The organism is Maribacter sp. 4U21 (assembly GCF_002742365.1).
Classification (GTDB): Bacteria; Bacteroidota; Bacteroidia; order Flavobacteriales; family Flavobacteriaceae; genus Maribacter.
Genome location: NZ_MDGN01000039.1, coordinates 29567 through 49724, shown reverse-complemented (window position 1 = coordinate 49724; position 20158 = coordinate 29567). Strand labels below are relative to the sequence as shown.

Genomic DNA, 20158 nt, shown 5'->3' with positions numbered 1-20158 from the left:
TAACCCTTCAGAAGGTTAAAGGGATATGTTTTATTTTTAAGGAGCGTAATAAAATCTCCTTATCATGATAAAGCATATCCCTTACTTATTTTTATTTATTTCTTTTATCGGTGTTGCTCAACAGGGTATAGTATTGGATGAATTATCCGATGCCTACGCAGATGCGAGTCTCCCTTTGTTAAAAGCGCTTTTGAGCATACCTAATGATGCGTTCTATCCAGAGGATATCGAAGAAAACGTGCTGTGGTGTGAAAGAGAATTTTCAAGTAGGGGCTTTGCGACACAGCGTATAAGCACTTCCCATGCGCCTCTTCTTCTAGCGGAACGCGAACACCCAAAAGCCAAGAAAACAGTGTTAATTTATCTTCAGCTAGATGGGCAACCTGTAGATAGTACGCGTTGGTTTCAAGAGAATCCATATCAACCTGTTATCAAAAAAAAGAACAGTAATGATGAATGGGTAGCAGTATCGTGGGATTCTGAGGAACCAAAGGAGGATGACTGGCGCATATTCGCCCGTTCTGCTAGCGATGCAAAGGGTCCCGTTGCCATGTTCCTTGCAGCTCTTGATGCGGCCGCTTCCAAGGATATAGTTCCGAACTACAATATAAAGGCGATTATGGACTTTGAGGAGGAACTTGGTTCACCTAGATTGCCTAAAGCCGTTACTCGGAACGCTGAATTATTAAAAGCGGATATGTTGATTATTTTTGATGGTCCACGTCATATTAGCAATAAACCCACCTTAACCTTTGGGGCTAGGGGAATAGCAACGATAACCTTAACCACTTATGGTCCTGTAGTTCCACAGCATAGTGGTCATTTTGGCAATTACGCTCCTAATCCCGCATTACGCTTGTCCAAGCTATTGGCATCAATGAAGGATGATGATGGGCGTGTTGTTATCCCGGGCTTTTACGATGGTGTAGAGATAGATAAAGCCACAGAGCGTATTTTGAAAAATGTACCTGATAACGAGGGCGAAATAAAGAAAAGACTGCAGATTGTTTCTTCGGATAAAGTGGGGTCATACTATCAGGAGGCCATTCAGTATCCTTCTTTGAATATCAGGGGAATGCAGTCTGGCTGGATAGATGAAAAAGTACGTACGATTATCCCAGGTTGGGCTAGAGCGGAGCTCGATGTTAGGTTAATATTAGAGTCAAATCCAGAACGTTTAATACAATTGGTGAAAAAGCACATCGCTTCCCAAGGATATTATGTTACGGATACGGTTCCTACAGCAGAAGAGCGACTAGCTCATCATAAGATAGCTACCTTTACCTCGGAAATATCATATCAATCCTTTAGGACCGACTTTGATTCGGAAGTGGGAAAATGGTTGACAAGCGCCCTAAAAAATGCATTCGGAGAGAACCCTATACGTATTCGTATGAGCGGGGGTTCCATTCCCATAGCTCCTTTTGTGACCACCCTGGGCATTCCTGCGGTAACCGTGCCAACGGTCAATAGAGATAATAATCAACATAGTCCAAATGAAAATTTAAGGATTGGCAACTACAGGGAGGGTGTAAAGACTATGATTGCCATTCTTATGGAGAAGTTGTGATTTTTAAGGAGAGAACTTCTCACGATGCTAACTAACAGGCCGGGCGGGTTTGGTATAGCGTTATAATTTTAAGATTTTCGCAATAAGATTTTCATTTGTGTTTGTAATTGTTAGTGAAATCACCAGAAGTCTAATAAATCATAAAAAAATTCTATCAAACCCTGATTTTTAAATTTAATTAGTACATTAGCCGAAGTTTTATAAGAAAAATGACAAAACAATATTTCTGGAACGGTTTTACCTTTTACTTCTTTTTTAAGAGAGGTACGAGACTGTTGTAGTATATGTTAAGATATAAACAATTGAAGTCTCGTGAAAAACGGGGCTTTTTTTTTGAAATCAATTCAAATCCCATTACGGGGTTTAGAAAGAATTTGCCCCGAGAGGAATCGAGGGGGTAATGGGAACAAGATTTAGATAGCGGTTAATGAGTTTAAAAATAGCCATACAGGGAGTAAAAGGTTCTAATCACCATCAGGTGGCCTTAGATTATTTTGGAGAAGATATCGACTTAGTGGAATGTCTTTCTTTTGATAGTTTGGTGGACCAGTTGCTGGATAATACGGCGGACAAGGCAGTAATGGCCATTGAGAATTCAATTGCAGGTTCTATCATACCCAACTACGCTTTAGTCTTTAAGAACGACTTGGCCATTATCGGTGAATATTATCTTAGTATTCATCACAATTTAATCGTTTACAAAGGGCAGGCTATAGAAAACGTTGAGGAAGTACATTCGCATCCAATGGCATTGCTACAGTGTAAGGAATTTTTAAGGTCTTATCCTAAGATTAAATTGGTAGAGGCTGTTGATACGGCCGAAACCGCCGAACGAATTCAAAAATATCAGTTAAAGCGTATTGCGGCCATTGCTCCAAAAGCGGCGGCAGAATTATATGGCTTGGATATTATTGCTTCCGAAATACAGACCATTCCTAATAATTCTACGAGGTTCATTATCGTGAAGACTAAAAACCAGAGTGACGGAGAGGCTGAAAATGAGTTGTCAAAAGCCCATATAAATAAGGCATCCCTACGCTTTATAACCGACCATAAGAGAGGTAGTTTAGCCACTGTATTGAATGTGATGAGCGATTGTAAATTGAATTTAACCAAAATACAGTCATTGCCCGTAATCGAGACACCTTGGAAGTATGCGTTCTTTGTGGATGTGACCTTTACGGCCTATGAGGATTTTAGTAAGGCAAAGGCATTATTGGATATTATGACGGAGGAATTTAAAGTTTTAGGGGAATATAAAAATGCCATGTTATGATACAGACGGCGGATAGGTTGCAGACGGTACAGGAGTATTACTTTTCAAAGAAATTAAGGGAAGTTCGAGCGCTTTTAGCCAAAGGTAGACCCATTATCAATATGGGTATAGGAAGTCCGGATTTAGCGCCCTCACCGGTGGTGGTAGAAAGCATTCAACAGGCGGTACTGGACAATGGTGCTCACCAATATCAAAGTTATCAAGGCTTACCGGAATTGCGTAATGCCATAGCTTCTTTTTATGAAAGGAAATTTAACGTGATCAGCGACCCTGCCAGTGAAATACTTCCGTTAATGGGCTCAAAGGAGGGGATAATGCATATAAGCCTAGCATTCTTGAATGTAGGAGATGAAGTGTTGATTCCTAACCCCGGATATCCAACGTATACTTCGGTTACGAAATTAGTTGGAGCGGTTCCAAAATATTATGACTTAACGGAACCCACGTGTTGGTTCCCTGATTTGGAAGTTCTTGAAAGAGAAGATTTATCCAAAGTAAAGTTAATGTGGGTGAGTTACCCACACATGCCTACGGGGGCGGTCGCTACCAAGGAACAGTTTTCTAAACTGGTGGCCTTTGCAAAGCGTCATAACATTCTTTTAATAAACGATAATCCGTACAGTTTTGTGCTTAATGAAACGCCCACAAGTATGCTGGGTATAAAGGGAGCAAAGGATGTGTGTCTAGAATTGAATTCGCTCAGTAAAACGTTTAATATGGCCGGTTGGCGTGTTGGGTTCGTATTAGGTAGTACAGACCATATTAATGCGATACTAAAAGTAAAGAGCAATATGGATTCTGGCATGTTCTATGGCATTCAAAAAGGAGCGATAAAAGCGTTGCAGAGTACAGACGATTGGTATCATAATTTAAATGACATATATAGAAAACGAAGGGACTTTATCTGGCAGTTGGCGGAAAAATTAGGTTGTACTTACGATGCTAAAGCAGTGGGAATGTTTGTTTGGGCAAAATTGCCGGACGGAGTTGCATCCGCAGAAAACTTTATAGATGATATACTGTATGAGAAAGATATATTCATAACTCCAGGGACTATTTTTGGTAGTAATGGGGAAGGGTATATACGGTTTTCGCTTTGTGTAACAGAAGAAAAAATTAAAGAGGCGATTAATAGATTTGAGTAGTAGGATATAAGAAAAGAGATAAAGGCAATCTGTCTAAAATCTCAAATCAAATATCCATTATCTGAAAAATATATGAACGTATTTGTAATAGGAATCGGTTTAATAGGGGGGTCGTTCGTCAAAGATATCAAGGCCCAAGTGCCAGAGGTTACCATTTACGGGATAGACGCCAGTGAAGCCAATCTAGAAGAGGCTTTTGCGCTACATCTTATTGATGTGAAATCTAGTTACGACGCCTTGCACCTTGCAGATTTTGTAATCGTGAGTATTCCCGTTGATGTTGCTGTGGAAGAACTTCCTAGAATTCTAGATAAAGTAAATGAGGAATGCGTGGTGTGCGATGCCGGTTCTACAAAGGAGCTGATCTGCGAGGCCTTGGAAAATCATCCTAAAAGAAGAAATTTTTTGGCTTGTCATCCCATTGCAGGTACTGAATTCTCCGGTCCGTCTGCAGCTATTAATGGTCTGTACGATGGTAAAACGAATATTATCTGTGAGGTAGAAAAAACGGCGTTTAAATTACAGGAAAAGGCCTTGGGAATATTTCAGCTATTGGGAATGAGAATTCGCTATATGAATCCTAAAGCGCATGATAAGCACATTGCGTACGTATCCCATTTGTCACACATTAGCTCCTTTATGTTAGGAAAGACAGTTATTGAGAAGGAAAAAAATGAACGTGATATTTTTGACATGGCGGGCAGTGGATTTGAAAGCACGGTGCGTTTGGCAAAAAGTTCCCCGGCCATGTGGACTCCTATTTTTGAGCAGAATAAAGATAATGTAATAGAAACCTTGGACGAGTATATTCAGAACCTATCCGCTTTTAAGAAATTATTGGTGGAAAACGATTTTGAAGGTATTTACAATGAAATGAACAGCACGAACAAGATTAAAGAAATATTACAGGGAATTCCGCTGAATAAAAAGTGATTTTATAGAGAGACAACAGAATTATTAAGGTGTACTTAAAATAAACAATTAATATTTAAATAGAAGAAGAAGCGAGATGTTGAAAACCTTTACCCTTCAGCTTTTTGCCCTTCGCCCAAAAACAAAGTAATGGAGAATACAAAAGAAATGAGAACATGGTTGAATGATATGGGTTTAGATCATCCACTAGTAATAGCAGGGCCATGTAGTGCGGAAACCGAGGAACAAGTATTGCGTATTGCGCATAGCCTTAAAGATACCGATGTTAATTATTACCGTGCGGGAATCTGGAAGCCTAGAACACGTCCCGGTAATTTTGAGGGAGTGGGAGCTTTGGGGCTAAAATGGCTGCAAAAAGTTAAAGCCGAAACAGGCTTAAAAACGGCCACTGAGGTGGCGAACAGGGCACACGTAGAGCTAGCGCTTGAGCATGATGTAGATTTATTATGGATTGGAGCACGCTCTACCGTTAGCCCTTTTATAATGCAAGAATTGGCCGACGCCCTTGAAGGGACGGATAAAATTGTTTTAGTGAAAAACCCGGTAAATCCTGATTTAGCATTATGGTTGGGCGGTATTGAGCGTTTGCATACGGCTGGGATTAACAAACTGGGAGCTATTCACAGAGGTTTTTCAACTTATGAGAAATCAAAATACAGGAATATTCCAGAGTGGCAGCTAGCGATAGAATTTCAAAATAAATTCCCTGATCTACCATTGATAAACGATCCGTCGCACATTACGGGTAAACGGGATATGATTTTTGATGTATCACAGACCGCTTTGGATTTAAACTTTGATGGATTGATGATAGAGACGCATCATGACCCTGATAATGCGTGGAGTGATGCCGCGCAGCAAGTAACCCCAGATAGGTTGGTGCAAATCATGAAGGATTTAAAAATTAGAAAAGAATCCGACCCGGAGGCGGAGTATAACAGTCAATTAAGCAATCTAAGGGCGCAAATAGATGTTATCGACAATCAATTGATAGAAACTCTAGGAAAGCGCATGAAGATTTCCGATGGTATCGGAACCTTAAAAAAGTCGAGAAATGTCGCCGTTCTACAATCTAATCGTTGGAACGAGATTTTAGGTAAAATGATTCTCGAGGGTGAATCTAAAGGATTAAGTGAAGAGTTTGTGCTGCGAATGTTCAAAGCTATTCACCAAGAATCCATAAACCATCAAGAGAAAATAGTAAAAGCTTAAATACATAAAACCCCAACTTAAAAAGTTGGGGTTTTATGTATTTTATTGTTTTGTGTAGGCTAATCTTCTGGACGCTTTTCTCATTAGAATATTAATCAGGTCTTCCGAGCTACTACCTAAACTCCCTCTTACCTTTTTGTTGTAGTTCCAAAGTAAAATCCCATCCGCTGCATTATGAACACTCATGTTTATTACTGCATTGTTAGTTGAGCCCCAAAACCCTACCAAAAGCCCTAAGGCAAGGGATGCACCCTCTGACATAGGTTTGTCCGTTTCGAAATCTCCAGAAATGATAGCGTCTACTTCGAGTAATTTGGCCAATTCTGCAGGGGTATACTCAAGGATATTCTCGTAACTGATATCTTTTTTAAAAAGTATCGCATTTGTAGTTCTAGGGTCTTGAATTTCTAAATTTAATAGTTTCCCTCTTTTTTTTCGCTTCAAAAACCAAGAGTACATTGCGGATTGAATACTCTCTCCTTCAGATTTTTCTAATCTATCCAGTTGTTCGTCTGTCATGTCTTTCATTTGTTTGGGACGTAATTTTACTTGAGTTTTAAAAGGCACCATCGCTATAATTTTATGTGATTTTGCAATGTCGTCAAAATCAGGATTTTCATAGAGACTGGTTTGTGCTAGGATGGAGATAGGAAATAATAAAAATAAAACAAATTTCATGTGTTATGGTTTAGGTTAATTAGTATTCTTAATTGGGTAACGAAGTTATAATGAAAATCTTGTCATATTGGGGAATAATATTAGTAAGGATTCCAAAAGAATGGGAGTTATAAGTATTAAATTGTTTCTTTGTTACTCTAGCACTAAAAACCTAGAAAATTACATGGAGGGAACAGTATATAAATCTACGGGGAGTTGGTATTTTGTAAAATCTGAAAAGGGAGATTTTTACGAATGTAGGATCAAAGGTAAGTTTAGAATAAAGGGAATAAAAAGTACCAATCCTATTGCGGTAGGGGACAAAGTACACTTTGAGGTAGAAACTATTGGAGATGACACCATCGGTATTATCCACAAAATAGAGGACCGAAAGAATTATATCATCAGGAAGTCTGTAAATCTATCCAAGCAGACACATATCATTGCCTCTAATCTAGATCAGGTTTTTTTATTGGTAACATTGAATAATCCTACTACCTATCCTGTTTTTATAGATCGTTTTTTAGTCACTGCAGAGGCATATGATATACCGGTTACGCTCCTTTTCAATAAAGTGGATACCTATAATGACGATGAGCTAGGTGAGGTGAAGTATTTAGCAGCCTTATACCGAAAAATTGGGTATGACTGCATTGGTATCTCTGCTTTGACCGGTAAGAATATTGGTAAGGTAAAGGCGATGATGAAAGGAAAGACTTCTATGTTTTCGGGTCATTCCGGTGTGGGGAAATCTACCTTGGTCAACGCTATTGAGCCGAATCTAGACATAAAGACCAAAAAAATATCGGACCAACATTTGCAAGGCCAACATACCACAACCTTCGCAGAGATGTACGACTTAACTTTTGACTCCCGTATTATAGATACCCCCGGTATCAAAGGTTTTGGAATCGTGGATATGGAGCCGGAGGAGATAGGAGATTATTTCCCAGAATTCTTCGAATTAAAGCAGCACTGCAAGTTCAATAATTGCATACATACGGATGAACCCAAATGTGCCGTTAAAGAAGCCTTGGAAGAAGAAGCAATTGCATGGAGTAGGTACAATAGTTACTTGCAGATGATAAAGGGAGAGGATGAAAACTACAGGGTAGATATTTATGATGAAAAGAAATGAGAGTAGTTCTACAACGTGTTTCCGAAGCTAGTGTAACGGTAGATAAGAAGACCATCTCCTCCATAGGAAATGGTATTCTGATATTACTTGGAATAACTGAGGGCGATGGTTTGGAAGATATCAAATGGCTTGTAAACAAGATAGCCAATCTGCGAATTTTTAATGATGATGCAGGTGTCATGAATAAATCCATAGTTGATGTCGAGGGAGACGTCATTGTAGTAAGTCAGTTTACGCTGTTCGCCTCCACTAAAAAAGGAAATAGGCCCTCTTATATCAAGGCAGCTAAGCCGACTATTGCAATTCCTTTATACGAGTCCTTTATCTCAGAAATAGAGAACGCCTTAGGCAAAAAGGTTGGAACGGGCATTTTCGGTGGAGATATGAAAGTTGCTTTGGTAAATGATGGTCCCGTGACGATAACTATCGATTCTAAAAATAAAGAATAATGAATATACAAAACGCACAGAAAGCTGTAGATAATTGGATTAAGGAACACGGTGTTCGCTATTTCAATGAGCTCACCAATATGGCACAGCTTACCGAGGAAGTGGGCGAAGTAGCGCGCATTATCGCAAGAAGATATGGCGAGCAAAGCGAAAAGGAATCTGATAAATCTAAGGATTTAGGAGAAGAATTAGCAGATGTGTTGTTCGTGGTATTGTGCTTGGCCAACCAAACGGGTGTGGATTTACAACAATCCTTTGATCAGAAGTTAGATTTAAAAACCAAGCGTGATCATGACCGTCATCATAACAACGAAAAACTTAAATAAGCCAAAATAAGAGCATAGCAATACTAGTTTTTAGGGGTGTTTTTGTAGTTTTGGCACGTCTTAAAAACATACACTTTTGAAAATACGTCTTTCCGGTCCATCAGATAGATTACTACGAAAAACCATTGAGATTACTGGTTCAAAAAGTGAATCCAATCGGTCGCTCTTATTAGCATCGCTATATCCTGGGATTACAATCGATAATATCTCTAACTCGGACGATGCTCAGGTAATGACAGCGGGATTGCAGAAATCCAACGGTGTTGTGAATATCCATCATGCAGGAACGGCAATGCGTTTTCTTACCGGATATTTTGCCTCTCAAGAAGGAAAAGAGGTAGTGCTGACCGGTTCTCAGCGAATGACGGAAAGACCTATAAAAATTCTTGTGGAGGCGTTACGGAGTTTAGGTGCCGATATTTCCTATGTAAAGAACGAGGGTTATCCTCCCTTGAAAATAAAGGGTGGTAAGCTAACCAAGGATAAAGTAAGTCTGCCGGCCGATATTAGCAGTCAGTATATTTCTTCCCTGTTATTGATCGCGCCAAGTTTAGAAAATGGTCTGAAGTTGCAACTCGTGGGTAAAATTACTTCGGTTCCTTATATTAAAATGACCTTAAGTTTACTCAATGAAATTGGTGTAATTACCTCTTTTGAGGGGAATACGATCAAAGTTAATCCTAAAAAAGAGGTTGCCCCTGTTAATTTAGTGGTAGAATCGGACTGGAGTTCCGCATCATACTTTTATAGTATTGCAGCTTTGGCAGAACTCGGAACGGAAATTACCTTGTCGTCCTATAAAGAAAATAGTTTGCAAGGAGACAGTGTTTTGGCAAAATTGTATCAGGAGCTCGGGGTTTCTACAACGTTTAACGCCAATAATATCACCCTGAAAAAAAATTCCACTTCGTACCCGAATCAGTTTAGGGCAGATCTGTCCAATGCACCGGATATTGCACAGACTATTGTCGTTACCTGTTTTGGATTGGGGATAGGTTGTCATTTAGATGGGTTACACACTTTAAAAATAAAAGAAACAGACAGGTTGGAAGCCTTGTATACGGAGCTTTCAAAACTAGGTGGGTCCATATCCGTTACAGATAAGTCACTTACCTTAAAATCCAGTACTACTATAAAGGAGAACGTTGCAATTGACACGTATAATGACCATAGAATGGCAATGGCTTTTGCTCCTCTAGCGCTCAAGACAAGACTGTGCGTGAATGATGCGGAGGTGGTGTCCAAGTCATATCCCGATTTTTGGAACGATATGGAATTACTTCAAATAGAGGTGACGGAATTATAATTCCCTATTTACTTGACAACCCCCCTTCCCAGATTGTATATTTGCAGCCGCTAAACATATACAGAATACATGAAATTATCACACTTCAATTTTGAACTTCCAAAGGAATTATTGGCAGAACATCCCTCAGAAAACAGGGACGAGTCCAGATTAATGGTCATACACCGGGAAACCGGAAAGATAGAGCATAAGATGTTCAAGGACATGATCGACTACTTTGATGAAGGTGATGTCATGGTATTGAACAACACCAAGGTCTTCCCGGCCAGACTTTATGGAAACAAGGAGAAGACAGGTGCCCGTATTGAGGTGTTTCTTCTACGCGAGTTAAACGAAGAGCAACGATTATGGGACGTTTTGGTAGACCCTGCACGTAAGATTCGTATTGGTAACAAGTTATACTTTGGAGATGATGAGACACTAGTGGCGGAAGTCATTGACAACACCACTTCTAGAGGGCGTACGTTACGATTTTTATACGATGGCGCTTATTTAGATTTCAGAAGAAAATTAAGGGAACTAGGAGAAACACCGCTTCCAAAGTATATAAAGAGAGAAGTTGAGCCAGAAGATGAACAGCGGTACCAAACCATATATGCAAAGCATGAGGGGGCGGTAGCTGCACCAACGGCAGGACTTCATTTTTCCAAACATCTTTTAAAACGTTTAGAAATAAAAGGTGTGGATTTTGCGGAACTAACCTTGCATGTTGGTCTGGGCACCTTTAATCCGGTGGAAGTAGAAGACCTTTCCAAGCACAAGATGGATAGTGAAGAACTGTTCATTGACGAGAAAGCTACGGAAATCGTAAATAATGCGAAGAAAAACAAAAGACAGGTCTGTGCCATTGGTACTACGGCCATGAGAGGTTTAGAAAGTGCAGTTTCCTCCAATAATACGTTAAATACTTATGAGGGATGGACCAATAAATTTGTTTTCCCTCCATATGAATTTAGTATTGCTACGAGCATGATCACCAATTTTCATTTGCCGAAATCTACCTTATTGATGATGGTATCTGCCTTCATGGGTCATGATTTAATGAAAAAATCCTACAAAGAGGCAATCTTGGAAAGCTATAAGTTTTATTCTTATGGTGATGCCATGTTGATTTTATAAGAAATAATTGATGTTCCGTAAAAACGGATGGATACCTAAAATAAAAGTCCTGCTTTATCACTTTGTAATATAAAGCAGGGCTTTCTAGTTAAAAGAAGGTGCAGGCAAAAAGAAAGGACATACGAGCGTTAACCAGAGACCAGTTAAGGGACTTTTTCGTTAAAAATGGCGATAAGGCCTTTAGGGGCAACCAGGTGTACGAATGGTTATGGCAAAAAGCTGCCCATTCTTTTGAGGGTATGACCAACCTATCGAAGGACACTCGCGAAATGCTAGAGGCCAACTTCGTGATCAATCATATTAAGGTGGACCAGATGCAGCGCAGTTCCGACGGCACCATTAAAAACGCGGTACGTCTACACGATGATTTGGTAGTAGAATCTGTCCTGATACCTACAAAGACCAGAACTACGGCCTGTGTATCCAGTCAGGTGGGGTGTAGTTTAGATTGTTTGTTTTGTGCCACGTCCCGATTAAAGCGAATGCGAAATTTAAATCCTGATGAAATTTACGATCAAGTGGTGGCCATTGATAACGAGAGTCGCCTCTATTTTGATAGGCCTTTGAGTAATATCGTATTCATGGGTATGGGAGAGCCGTTGATGAACTATAACAACGTACTAAAGGCAATTGACAAGATAACCTCCCCTGAGGGTTTAGGGATGTCTCCCAAAAGAATAACCGTTTCTACATCAGGTGTGCCAAAGCTCATTAGAAAAATGGCAGATGATGGTGTAAAGTTCAAATTGGCGGTATCACTACATTCGGCAATAGATGAGATTAGAACGTCCATCATGCCGTTCAACGCAACGTTTACGCTTAGCGATTTACGAGCGGCATTGGTCTACTGGTATGAAAAAACCAAAAGCCGTATTACCTATGAGTACGTGGTTTGGGAGGGAATTAATGATAAGCGCAAGGATATAGATGCCCTAATAGATTTTTGCAGGTTTGCGCCGTCTAAAGTAAATCTTATAGAGTATAATCCCATCGATGATGGGGTATTTCAACAAGCTTCCAACAAAGCAATAGACCTGTACGTGGACTTGCTCGAAGAAAATGGAATCGTAGTAACCGTCCGGCGTTCTAGAGGTAAGGATATAGATGCCGCTTGTGGTCAATTGGCAAATAAATCATAACCCGTCGATTATTACGGGTAATACGTGGAGTGAAGCGATTATGGCTTAGGTCTTTTACGTAAATTTACACAGTGTGTCCGCTTCGGGCCCTAAATTTTCACGGTTGAAAATAGTAGAACAAATAAAAGAACCGGTACGCAAGGAAATGGATCTGTTTGAATCCAAATTCCGAGACGCGATGAGTTCTAAAGTTGCCCTGCTCAATAGGATTACCCACTACATTGTAAACCGGAAAGGAAAACAGATGCGACCCATGTTCGTTTTTCTAACTGCAAAACTTCTTCACAACGGTGAAATCAACGAGCGGACTTACAGAGGTGCTTCGGTTATAGAGCTAATACATACCGCCACATTGGTACACGACGATGTAGTGGATGAGAGTAATAAACGCCGTGGTTTTTTCTCCATTAATGCCCTTTGGAAAAATAAAATTGCTGTTTTGGTCGGGGATTACTTGTTGTCCAAAGGACTGTTGTTATCTATAGATCATGGTGATTTTGACCTGCTTCGCATCATTTCCGTAGCTGTAAGGGAAATGAGCGAGGGCGAACTCCTGCAAATTGAAAAGGCAAGGAGATTGGATATCACAGAAGATGTTTATTACGATATTATCCGGCAAAAAACAGCTACCTTAATTGCTGCTTGTTGTAGTCTGGGAGCGTGTTCCGTAAAGCCGGAAAGCGAGGATGTAGAAGTATTTCGAAAATTTGGAGAACTATGTGGGATGGCGTTTCAAATAAAGGACGACCTTTTTGATTATGGAAATGAGCGTATCGGTAAACCAACTGGTATTGACATCAAAGAGCAGAAAATGACGCTTCCGTTAATTTATGCGTTGAACAAATGCTCTAAAAAGGAAAAAAGCTGGGTCATCAATTCTATAAAAAACCATAACAAGAATAAAAAACGGGTAAAAGAACTCATTTCATTTGTAAAGGAAAAAGGTGGTTTGGAGTATGCCGTAGAAAAAATGTTGGCCTTTAAAGACGAAGCACTTGAACTTTTAACGGCCTATCCAGAATCAGAATATAGAAGTGCTCTAAAGCTCATGGTAAACTACGTGGTAGATCGCGAGAAGTAGTATCCTGAGTTCTACTTCTTGAGTTTCATGCATCAATAGCACTTCATAGATGCCCGTAATTTCGATAGTATTGTTTTTTAAAACATTTATAATCAACTATTTGTAAATTAATTTTACTTTTTTTTTCGTGCGCAGGCAACCTTGGTCATGGTTTTTGCGTCTCTATACATAGAAGACCAAACACAATTTTGAAAATTATACCACTATATAAAAACGAGAAACAGCTCATTAAAAAGGCGATTGCTGGTCATACAGATGCGCAACAGCGATTGTATGCCAAACATGCGCCTAAAATGCTAGGAGTCTGTAGGCAGTATATCAAGGATGTTCATTTTGCGGAAGATGTAATGGTTCAGGGCTTTTTAAAGATGTTCCTTAAACTGGATACGTTTAAGTTTCAGGGTAGTTTTGAAGGATGGCTAAGGAGAATAATGATACGCGAGAGTATTTCGTATTTGAGAAAGCAACAGTTCGTAGTATACGATGATGAGGTTTATGAACAAAATCAGACCCAAGAAGTATCGCAAAGCATGGATTTGGATACGGAGCATATTCAGCAATTGATCGATGGTTTGCCGCAAGGTTATAAAATGGTATTTGTGCTGTACACTATTGAAGGGTATAAACATCAAGAAATTGCGGAGATGCTAGATATAAGTGAGAGTACCTCAAAATCACAATTGTTCAAGGCACGTAAGATATTACAGGAAAAATTACAACAACAAAATATCGTAGATTATGGAAACCGATAAATTTGAAGCACATATTAAATCAAAACTGAGCGAGCGCGAAATAAAACCATCGGCAGATGCTTGGAATAAAATCTCTAAAGAATTAGTAGTAAATACACCTTCGAAAAGACCAAATTACCTTTGGATGGGTATCGCTGCAAGCATGCTAGTACTCATCGGAATCGCTGTATTCTATTTTAATTCGGCCCCAATTGAAATCAAGAGTGATGTAGAAGTGGTGGTGGATACACAACCTGCCGAAAAAGCAAAGGAAGGGGCAACTGTGGAGCAATCGAATATCGTAGTTAGCGACGAGCGTACGTCTATTGTCTCGGAGGATGGTTTTCAAGAAAGTAGCGACAACAAAAAAGGCATAGCTGTAACAACGGTGGCCATTGAGGAGAATAAAAGGCCGGTTATTAAGGATGAAATTGTTCTGGATACTCCTAAAAAAGAAATACGAGATGGTGCTAAAACTATTACGGTGCCAGAAGATATACTTAATAGTAAAATCGCTGAAGTTGTGGCAAAAGTAGATGCCTTAGCGCTATCGAATACGGTAACGGATGCTGAGGTAGATTCATTACTGCTCCAGGCGCAGGAAGCTATTGTAAAAGAGAACCTTTTTAATTCAGATAATTCGGTCAATGCAATGGCATTACTGACCGAGGTCGAAGATGAACTTGATCAATCCTTCCGAGACCAAATTTTTGAGTCATTGAAAACCGGTTTTCTAAAGGTAAGGACTGCTGTCGCAGACCGTAATAATTAACCTAATTTCTTTTTAACGAGTGTATTTCCCTATCTAAGATAGAAGAGGGACAGGGAGGAGTTTATTCATCAATTTTATCCGTCTAGGACGGTCAATCAAAAATCAAACTATTATGAGAAAAACTGTAATGTATTTAATGGCTATCTTCTTGGTGCTTTATGTTCAGAATATGGAAGCGCAAGAAACAACTAAGGAAAGTCAAACAACGCTTAAGATGTTGGAGGGCGCCAAAGAGAAGATCAAAGATCAAGAGAAGGAGGCCTTGAAAAAGGAAGTGGAGCGCATCAATGAGCGTTTACGTAATGGTGACATCAATGAAGACGAAGCCACCGTCTTAAAGGAAGAAGCCGCAAAGAAACGCGCTTTGAATATTGAAAATAGAATTGCTATTATCGATAACAAGATGAAGTTGGCAGAACGTAACGGGGATAATGTTCTAGAACTGGACACGCTTAATTATCCTTCTCAAATTGAAATAGGTTTTGGTGGAAGAGATGGGGACGAAGAGCGTATTTTTGGAATAAGATTTAAAGAAAACCCAAGAGTAAGAAGAATAAAATACGACAGAAGGACATACTCGGATTTCTTCTTAGCAGTGGGTTTAAACAACGCTATTGTAGATGGGGAATCTTTAGAAGATACGCCATATAGAATAGGTGGGAGTCGTTTTTTTGAACTGGGTTGGCAATGGAGAACACGGGTTTTTAAGAGCACCAATTTTTTAAGACTTAACTACGGGGTCTCATTTCAATTTAACGGTTTAAAACCTAAGGGCAATCAATATTTTGTAGTAGGCGACGACGGACAAACGGAATTGCAAGAGTTTGAGTTTGACCTTAGGAAGTCTAAACTGAGGATGGATAATTTGGTTTTTCCACTGCATTTTGAATTTGGACCTTCGAAATTCACGGGTTCCGAGAATAAAATACGCTATTCCTTACATAATCAATTCCGGTTCGGAATTGGAGGGTATGGTGGTTTTAATCTAGGCACACGTCAAAAATTAAAGTATAATAGGAACGGTGAACGTGTCAAGGATAAATTGAAAAGAGGATACAACACGTCCGAATTCGTGTACGGTCTTAGTGCATATGCCGGTTTTGATGGAGTTTTGTTATATGCGAAATACGATTTGAATCCCATATTTAAGGACGCGTTAGTAGAGCAAAGAAATATATCACTTGGCCTTAGGTTCGATTTGTAAATCCGGTCTTTTGCCTACTTGATTTAAAGAGGTGACATTCATAATGCTCACCTCTTTTTTATACCTTACATGTTTAGATGTTCAGCGAGCAGGGAATGAAAATGATGTACTCCTTTTTCTCAAGTAGGTGAGGCTTTTTGTAATACCGATACCTTGATAAACTGACATGGTAGCGGGCAGTAGAAAGACTCCGGCCCCTATCATGTTTCCAGTTACAAGTGCCATAGAGGGCCAAAATCCAATTTTTTTCGTCAAGCTAGGGCTGTTTAATAGCTTTATTTTAGGAATATGAATCTTAAAGTTAGCGATTATTAAAGGAGTAGTTCATAACGCTATGTGTTTCTTTAGTTCTAATCAAAAGTTTTAGTATCTTAAATTTTCCCTTTTTTAGTACCTTTATCGACTTCTTAAGACAAAAAATTGATTGCTAAAACCACCGTAGACCAAGTTTATGAAACCGCCCGTTTAGAGGAGGTCATCGGTGATTTTGTACAGTTAAAAAAATCGGGTTCAAATTTCAAGGGACTTAGTCCATTTTCAGATGAGCGCACACCAAGTTTTATGGTATCGCCGGTAAAACAGATTTGGAAAGATTTTAGTAGTGGTAAAGGAGGTAATGTGGTAGCATTTTTAATGGAGCACGAGCACTTTACCTATCCCGAGGCCATCAAATATCTGGCTAAAAAGTACAATATTGAAATAGAGGAAACCGAGCAGTCAGATGAACAAAAAGAGCAGGCCAACGAACGAGAAAGCATGTATTTGGTCTCAGAGTTTGCCCAGCAACATTTTAAGCAAATGTTATGGGATACGGAACTGGGGAAAGCTATAGGCTTAAGCTATTTTAAGGAACGCGGATTTACGGAAGAGACTATTAGAAAGTTTGAGTTGGGGTATTGCTTGGACCAATGGGACGGTTTTACGAGCGCGGCATTGGACAAGGGTTATCAACTGGATTATCTTCAGAAAACGGGGCTTACCATCGTAAAGGAAGATTCGAACAACCCGAACAACCCTAGAAAGTTCGATCGTTTTAAGGGAAGGGTCATGTTCCCTATTCACTCGCTTAGTGGACGAGTATTGGGCTTTGGAGGTAGAATATTGACCAATGATAAGAAGGCTGCAAAGTACCTTAATTCTCCCGAGAGTGAAATTTACCACAAGAGCAAGGTGCTATACGGCATTTATTATGCCAAGCAGGCTATAGCAAAAGAGGACAATTGTTACTTGGTGGAAGGATATACCGATGTTATTCAATTTCACCAGAGGGGCATTGATAACGTCGTATCTTCGAGTGGTACGGCCCTGACTCCGGAACAAATACGCCTCATAAACCGGCTTACAAAAAATATTACCGTTCTGTTCGATGGCGATGCGGCCGGACTCAGAGCTTCTTTAAGAGGGATAGACCTTATTTTGGAACAGGGGATGAACGTTAAAATATGCACGTTTCCAGAGGGAGAGGACCCGGACAGTTTTTCTAAGAATAACGAGCTGGAAGAGGTGGAGCGTTATCTTAAGGAAAATGCGAAGGATTTTATTCAGTTCAAAGCTTCGCTGTTGGTCAAGGAGGCATCGGATGACCCTATTAAGAGGGCGGATACGGTCAGGGATATCGTCAACAGTATCGCTAAAATTCCGGACCGTATAAAAAAGGAAATCTACATTCAGGAATGTGCCCAAATTATGAATATTTCCGAAGCGGTCTTGTTCAATACTTTGGCGCAGATTGGTAAAAAGGATGTTGCCGATGCCAAAAAACAAGAACGCGAGGAACAAAAGGCCTTTAACGTTGTACGTAATGAAACGGTTCAAGAAAAGGTAGATGTACAGTTTGTTCTAGAGCAAAAAATAATAGAGCTTCTGTTGGTCTATGGAGACCGTAAAGAAGAGTTTGAAGACCTCATTTTAAAGGAAAACGAGGCGGGTGATTTAATTCTGGAGCCAGAATCCTTAGAGGTCAAAGTCTATGAAAAAGTTTATTTGGATTTACAGGAGGATGAAATAGAATTGGCAAATCCGCAGTTTAGAAATATCTATTATCAACTTATTGAAGCTTTGAACCAAACGGAAGAATTCACTATCAATACTTTTATCGCGGGACTGGAACAGGACGCCGCAAACGATATTTCTTCAATCTTAATGGAGGAGGAGCGTTATACCTTACATGCGTGGGAACGAAAGGATATTTACCCGAAGCCCAAGGAAAAGAGTGTAGCCCAATTGGTAAGCGAAACAATTTTGACCCTGCGTTGTTTCCTAATCAAAAAACGAATGGAATCATTACAAAGTAAAACCGAGGACATGGCTAGAGACCATAGGGAAACATTGGAGGAAATTATGAATTATATACAGCTCAACAAGCTTCTGAATAAAAAATTGAATAGGGTGCTATCATAATTGGGATAGCCATGAAAATGAAAAAAGCCCGCATTAGCGGACTTTAATTTTTTTTAGCATAAGGGGCTTAGTACAATTCTAGCGCTTTTGCTTGTTGTAGTAAATCTACCATATTGTCAACGTTTAACTTTTTCATCAAACGTGCCTTATAGGTGCTTACTGTTTTTTCATTAAGGTTTAGCCCTTGAGCTACTTCCTTGTTACGTTTTCCGCTAGCCAAAAGTTTTAAAACTTCAACTTCTCTAGTGGATAATTTACGGAAGAACCTTCTTGGTTTCTTAGTTCCTTCATCAAATGCTAAGCGTTGCGCTAGCTCGTTGGTGATGAACATACTACCTTCACTGACTTTTCTTACCGCCGCAATGATGTAATCAATGTCAGAAGATTTGGATAGGTATCCAAAAGCACCTGCTCTGATAGCACTTAGAGCATAGACATCCTCAGATTGTCCGCTGTACATAAGAACCTTTACATCAGGGTATTCTTTTTTAATCTTTCGTAGCGCTGCTATTCCATTAATTTCCGGAATATCCATCTCTAACATGACAACATCGGGGGTAACTTTTTCCAGTTTTTCAAAAAGTTCTTCAGTAGTAGCTACGTCGTCTACTAATTCAAAACCAGCTGCGGATTCAAGAACGTTTCGTACTCCCATTCTTATGATGGGATGATTGTCCGCGATTAAAACTTTGATCATTATGTTGATTTTTCTAGACCGTCTTTACTTGCATTTTATTGTCCAAAAAGACGTACATGCAATGTAAGACTAAATAATCTAAATTAGAAGGCAAAGGTGTACTATTTTTTCTTACTCTTAAAATTTGTCAGAAAATATTCGATTTATCTACCTGATTGTTAGGTGAGTGGTTTATTTTAACGTTTCTGGAATAATGCAGACGGGAATCGGCAGCATTTTGTGTTGGTTCATCGAGTTGAATCTACTGAAAATCTTGAAGACTTCCTTCTCCCTGCCTGTGAATTCCTCAATTGTTCGGCCTTCATCCTTCATTTTCATGGCCCATTCCAACTCTGGGTAGGATGCCCCGATTTGGTCCTCATCGGTTCTGTCATCTCCCCAAAGACCATCCGTAGGAGCCGCTTTAATAATCTCCTCGTTAACCCCAAGGACTTTTGATATAGCGTAAACCTCGGTCTTTAGTAAATCTGCTATCGGACTTAAATCAACCCCACCATCACCATATTTTGTATAGAACCCTACGCCAAAATCCTCAACTTTGTTTCCTGTTCCTGCCACCAGGTATCGGTTCAACGCAGCAAAGTAATACAAGCTGGTCATCCGCAGACGCGCCCGGGTATTGGCAAGTGACATAAAACGTTCTTCTTCGTTTTCAACCTTTGGGAACGCAGCTACCAAGCTGTCAAAAACAGGGGTCAGGTTTACCGGCTGGCGTTTTACGTTCGGGAAATTTTCCTGTAGCCAGGCAATATGTCTAGATGCCATGTCCGACTGATTGGGTGCTTGGTGAATGGGCATTTCAAGGCAAAGCAAATCCAAGCCCGTCTTGGCACATAAAGTAGAGGTCACGGCGGAGTCTATACCGCCAGAAACTCCTATTACAAAACCTTTCTGTTTTGCATTGGTCGCATAATCTTTTAACCAATTAACGATGTGGTCTATCACTTTTTCAGTTTGCATAAGGCTATCAATATTTATATAAATCGATTAACTTTGCTATAAA

The 20158-nt window shown here is 39.7% G+C and carries 19 protein-coding genes; 16 read left to right on the top strand and 3 right to left on the bottom strand.

Features of this window, described 5'->3' with window-relative positions; genetic code table 11:
* Nucleotides 1–64: 64 nt before the first annotated feature.
* The 5 genes from BFP77_RS08235 to BFP77_RS08215 all read left to right on the top strand — a co-directional run bounded on the left by BFP77_RS08235 (nucleotide 65) and on the right by BFP77_RS08215 (nucleotide 6136).
* Nucleotides 65–1570, top strand: a complete 1506-nt coding sequence (locus BFP77_RS08235) for a M20/M25/M40 family metallo-hydrolase (protein WP_099573560.1) — start codon at nucleotides 65–67, stop codon at nucleotides 1568–1570.
* A 427-nt stretch (nucleotides 1571–1997) separates the two neighbouring features.
* The gene (locus BFP77_RS08230; RefSeq protein ID WP_099573559.1) at nucleotides 1998–2846 is read left to right on the top strand and encodes a prephenate dehydratase; all 849 of its coding nucleotides are present in this window, start codon (nucleotides 1998–2000) and stop codon (nucleotides 2844–2846) included.
* The gene (locus BFP77_RS08225; RefSeq protein WP_099573558.1) at nucleotides 2843–3991 is read left to right on the top strand and encodes a pyridoxal phosphate-dependent aminotransferase; all 1149 of its coding nucleotides are present in this window, start codon (nucleotides 2843–2845) and stop codon (nucleotides 3989–3991) included. The genes BFP77_RS08230 and BFP77_RS08225 overlap by 4 nt, the downstream gene beginning before the upstream one ends.
* 72 nt (nucleotides 3992–4063) lie before the next feature.
* On the top strand, nucleotides 4064–4924 hold the full coding sequence (locus BFP77_RS08220) for a prephenate dehydrogenase (protein WP_099573557.1): 861 nt from the start codon (nucleotides 4064–4066) through the stop codon (nucleotides 4922–4924).
* A gap of 129 nt (nucleotides 4925–5053) precedes the next feature.
* A complete protein-coding gene (locus BFP77_RS08215; protein ID WP_099573556.1) occupies nucleotides 5054–6136 on the top strand; it encodes a bifunctional 3-deoxy-7-phosphoheptulonate synthase/chorismate mutase type II in 1083 nt (360 codons plus the stop codon).
* A 42-nt stretch (nucleotides 6137–6178) separates the two neighbouring features.
* Here the strand turns inward: BFP77_RS08215 and BFP77_RS08210 are convergent, their stop codons facing one another.
* On the bottom strand, nucleotides 6179–6814 hold the full coding sequence (locus BFP77_RS08210) for a hypothetical protein (RefSeq protein WP_099573555.1): 636 nt from the start codon (nucleotides 6812–6814) through the stop codon (nucleotides 6179–6181).
* Between the two features lie 163 nt (nucleotides 6815–6977).
* On the opposite strand from BFP77_RS08210, the gene rsgA reads away from it, so the two are divergent.
* The 11 genes from rsgA to dnaG all read left to right on the top strand — a co-directional run bounded on the left by rsgA (nucleotide 6978) and on the right by dnaG (nucleotide 18458).
* Nucleotides 6978–7931: a ribosome small subunit-dependent GTPase A gene (gene rsgA / locus BFP77_RS08205; RefSeq protein ID WP_099573554.1), complete on the top strand. Its 954-nt coding sequence runs from the start codon at nucleotides 6978–6980 to the stop codon at nucleotides 7929–7931.
* Nucleotides 7928–8380, top strand: coding sequence for a D-aminoacyl-tRNA deacylase (dtd, locus tag BFP77_RS08200; protein WP_099573553.1), 453 nt, complete (start codon nucleotides 7928–7930; stop codon nucleotides 8378–8380). Before rsgA ends, dtd begins: the two co-directional genes overlap by 4 nt.
* A complete protein-coding gene (locus tag BFP77_RS08195) occupies nucleotides 8380–8706 on the top strand; it encodes a nucleotide pyrophosphohydrolase (RefSeq protein ID WP_099573552.1) in 327 nt (108 codons plus the stop codon). The genes dtd and BFP77_RS08195 overlap by 1 nt, the downstream gene beginning before the upstream one ends.
* Nucleotides 8707–8782: 76 nt before the next feature.
* The gene (locus BFP77_RS08190) at nucleotides 8783–10012 is read left to right on the top strand and encodes a 3-phosphoshikimate 1-carboxyvinyltransferase (protein WP_099573551.1); all 1230 of its coding nucleotides are present in this window, start codon (nucleotides 8783–8785) and stop codon (nucleotides 10010–10012) included.
* A gap of 69 nt (nucleotides 10013–10081) precedes the next feature.
* Nucleotides 10082–11131, top strand: coding sequence for a tRNA preQ1(34) S-adenosylmethionine ribosyltransferase-isomerase QueA (queA, locus tag BFP77_RS08185; protein WP_099573550.1), 1050 nt, complete (start codon nucleotides 10082–10084; stop codon nucleotides 11129–11131).
* Nucleotides 11132–11229: 98 nt separating this feature from the next.
* Nucleotides 11230–12270 (top strand): 23S rRNA (adenine(2503)-C(2))-methyltransferase RlmN, encoded by a 1041-nt coding sequence (gene rlmN / locus BFP77_RS08180; RefSeq protein WP_099573549.1) that lies wholly within the window; start codon nucleotides 11230–11232, stop codon nucleotides 12268–12270.
* A gap of 103 nt (nucleotides 12271–12373) precedes the next feature.
* Nucleotides 12374–13351: a polyprenyl synthetase family protein gene (locus BFP77_RS08175; RefSeq protein ID WP_099573624.1), complete on the top strand. Its 978-nt coding sequence runs from the start codon at nucleotides 12374–12376 to the stop codon at nucleotides 13349–13351.
* Nucleotides 13352–13539: 188 nt separating this feature from the next.
* The gene (locus BFP77_RS08170) at nucleotides 13540–14103 is read left to right on the top strand and encodes an RNA polymerase sigma factor (protein ID WP_099573548.1); all 564 of its coding nucleotides are present in this window, start codon (nucleotides 13540–13542) and stop codon (nucleotides 14101–14103) included.
* Nucleotides 14090–14854, top strand: a complete 765-nt coding sequence (locus BFP77_RS08165) for a hypothetical protein (protein WP_099573547.1) — start codon at nucleotides 14090–14092, stop codon at nucleotides 14852–14854. The genes BFP77_RS08170 and BFP77_RS08165 overlap by 14 nt, the downstream gene beginning before the upstream one ends.
* Nucleotides 14855–14966: 112 nt before the next feature.
* Nucleotides 14967–16058: a hypothetical protein gene (locus tag BFP77_RS08160; protein ID WP_099573546.1), complete on the top strand. Its 1092-nt coding sequence runs from the start codon at nucleotides 14967–14969 to the stop codon at nucleotides 16056–16058.
* Between the two features lie 420 nt (nucleotides 16059–16478).
* Nucleotides 16479–18458: a DNA primase gene (dnaG, locus tag BFP77_RS08155; protein ID WP_099573545.1), complete on the top strand. Its 1980-nt coding sequence runs from the start codon at nucleotides 16479–16481 to the stop codon at nucleotides 18456–18458.
* Between the two features lie 67 nt (nucleotides 18459–18525).
* Here dnaG and BFP77_RS08150 read toward each other — a convergent pair whose 3' ends face one another.
* Entirely contained in the window at nucleotides 18526–19155 is a 630-nt protein-coding gene (locus BFP77_RS08150) for a response regulator (RefSeq protein ID WP_099573544.1), read from the bottom strand.
* Between the two features lie 171 nt (nucleotides 19156–19326).
* Entirely contained in the window at nucleotides 19327–20115 is a 789-nt protein-coding gene (nadE, locus tag BFP77_RS08145) for an NAD(+) synthase (RefSeq protein WP_099573543.1), read from the bottom strand.
* Between the last annotated feature and the right edge of the window lie 43 nt (nucleotides 20116–20158).

Excerpts from the sequence above, each read along its gene's own strand:
- BFP77_RS08220 (WP_099573557.1), top strand. The coding sequence starts at position 4,064 with ATGAACGTATTTGTAATAGGAATCGGTTTAATAGGGGGGTCGTTCGTC.
- BFP77_RS08230 (WP_099573559.1), top strand. The coding sequence starts at position 1,998 with ATGAGTTTAAAAATAGCCATACAGGGAGTAAAAGGTTCTAATCACCAT.
- BFP77_RS08215 (WP_099573556.1), top strand. The coding sequence starts at position 5,054 with ATGGAGAATACAAAAGAAATGAGAACATGGTTGAATGATATGGGTTTA.
- BFP77_RS08195 (WP_099573552.1), top strand. The coding sequence starts at position 8,380 with ATGAATATACAAAACGCACAGAAAGCTGTAGATAATTGGATTAAGGAA.
- BFP77_RS08160 (WP_099573546.1), top strand. The coding sequence starts at position 14,967 with ATGAGAAAAACTGTAATGTATTTAATGGCTATCTTCTTGGTGCTTTAT.
- BFP77_RS08165 (WP_099573547.1), top strand. The coding sequence starts at position 14,090 with ATGGAAACCGATAAATTTGAAGCACATATTAAATCAAAACTGAGCGAG.
- BFP77_RS08150 (WP_099573544.1), bottom strand. The coding sequence starts at position 19,155 with ATGATCAAAGTTTTAATCGCGGACAATCATCCCATCATAAGAATGGGA.
- dtd (WP_099573553.1), top strand. The coding sequence starts at position 7,928 with ATGAGAGTAGTTCTACAACGTGTTTCCGAAGCTAGTGTAACGGTAGAT.
- rsgA (WP_099573554.1), top strand. The coding sequence starts at position 6,978 with ATGGAGGGAACAGTATATAAATCTACGGGGAGTTGGTATTTTGTAAAA.
- BFP77_RS08210 (WP_099573555.1), bottom strand. The coding sequence starts at position 6,814 with ATGAAATTTGTTTTATTTTTATTATTTCCTATCTCCATCCTAGCACAA.
- queA (WP_099573550.1), top strand. The coding sequence starts at position 10,082 with ATGAAATTATCACACTTCAATTTTGAACTTCCAAAGGAATTATTGGCA.
- BFP77_RS08225 (WP_099573558.1), top strand. The coding sequence starts at position 2,843 with ATGATACAGACGGCGGATAGGTTGCAGACGGTACAGGAGTATTACTTT.
- BFP77_RS08235 (WP_099573560.1), top strand. The coding sequence starts at position 65 with ATGATAAAGCATATCCCTTACTTATTTTTATTTATTTCTTTTATCGGT.
- nadE (WP_099573543.1), bottom strand. The coding sequence starts at position 20,115 with ATGCAAACTGAAAAAGTGATAGACCACATCGTTAATTGGTTAAAAGAT.